This is a genomic window from Micrococcus sp. HMSC31B01, from assembly GCF_001816085.1.
GTDB lineage: Bacteria > Actinomycetota > Actinomycetes > Actinomycetales > Micrococcaceae > Micrococcus > Micrococcus luteus.
The window spans coordinates 1-1,382 of the sequence record NZ_KV825328.1 but is presented as its reverse complement, the minus strand read 5'-3'; the positions used below and the strand labels follow the sequence as shown (position 1 = coordinate 1,382).

General features: G+C 73.7%; 2 protein-coding genes. Both read left to right on the top strand.

The features are described from left to right. On the top strand, positions 1–354 hold a 354-nt coding region (locus HMPREF3105_RS10295), incomplete at its 5' end, for an FHA domain-containing protein FhaB/FipA (RefSeq protein ID WP_141762505.1). A 3-nt stretch (positions 355–357) separates the two neighbouring features. After that, a partial coding sequence (locus HMPREF3105_RS10290; protein WP_141762504.1) for a PP2C family protein-serine/threonine phosphatase occupies positions 358–1,382 on the top strand: 1,025 nt, incomplete at its 3' end.

Sequence of the window (1,382 nt, the reverse complement as noted above, 5' to 3'; positions counted from 1 at the left end):
CGACCCGCGCCCGCGTCGACGCCGTCCCCCGCCGCGTCCGCGCCGACGACGCCGGCCCCGCGGCTGTCCCGGACTCTGCGGGTGGTCGAGGGCCCGAAGGCCGGGCAGACCATCGCCCTGGAGGGCCGTCCCCTGCTGATGGGCCGCGCCCAGGACGCCGACCTGGTGCTCGTGGACGACTACGCCTCCGGCCGCCACGCCCGGCTGTTCCCCCAGGGCACCCGCTGGTTCCTCGAGGACCTCGGCTCCACGAACGGCACCTACGTCAACGGCGCCCCCGTCACCCGCGCGGTGCCCGTGGGCCCCGGCACGGCCATCCGCATCGGCAAGACCGTCATGGAGCTCGAGGCCTGACCCATGACCCTCGTCCTCCGCTACGCCGCCCGCTCCGACGTCGGCCGCGTCCGTGCCAAGAACGACGACTCCGCCTACGTGGGCCGTCATCTGGTCGTGCTCGCGGACGGCATGGGCGGGCACGTGGGCGGCGACGTGGCAAGCGCGTCCACGGTGCTGGACCTGGCCCCGCTGGATGCGGTGGGCTACGAGGACCCGGCCACGGTGCTGCCGGACGAGATCCAGAACGCCAACCTGATCCTCAACGAGCTGGTGCACGCCAACCCCAAGCTCGCCGGCATGGGCACCACGTGCACCGCCGCCCTGCTCGCGGGGACCACGCTGCACATCGCGCACATCGGCGACTCCCGTGCCTACCGGCTCGCGAACGGCGAGTTCTCCCAGGTCACCACGGACCACACGTTCGTGCAGAAGCTCGTGGACGAGGGGCGTCTCGAGGCCGGGGAGGCCCCGTTCCATCCGAACAAGAACGTGCTCATGCGCGTGCTCGGCGACGTGGACGCCTCCCCCGAGCTGGACGTGTTCGAGGTGCCCGTCGCCCCCGGAGAGCGCTGGCTGTTCTGCTCGGACGGCCTCACGGACGTGGTCTCCCCCGAGAAGATCCACGAGGTGCTGCGGGACTCGGAGGCTCTCAACCAGGCCGTCGACACCCTCGTGGACCTGACCCTCAAGGGCGGCGCCCCGGACAACGTCACCGTGGTGGCGTTCGAGATCGCGGAGGGCACGGCGGAGGAGCTGGCCCCCGTCCCGGACGTCCACCTGTCCGAGCAGGCCCTCGCCGCGGCCCACCCGCCCGAGGTCGGCCCGGTCTCCGGCCTGCTGCTGCGCGAGGACCTGGACGCACGACCCCACCTGCTCGTCGGCGCGGCCTCCAACGCTGTGAGGACCGATCGCATCCCCGTGGTCACCCGCAGCTCCACGCGCCGCCGCGCCGCTGCCCTGCTCGGCGAGACGCCCGTGCCGGAGAACCGTCCCCGGCGCACCGCGGCCGTCCTCACGGACGGGCCGGATCCCGCCGCCGCCCCGCG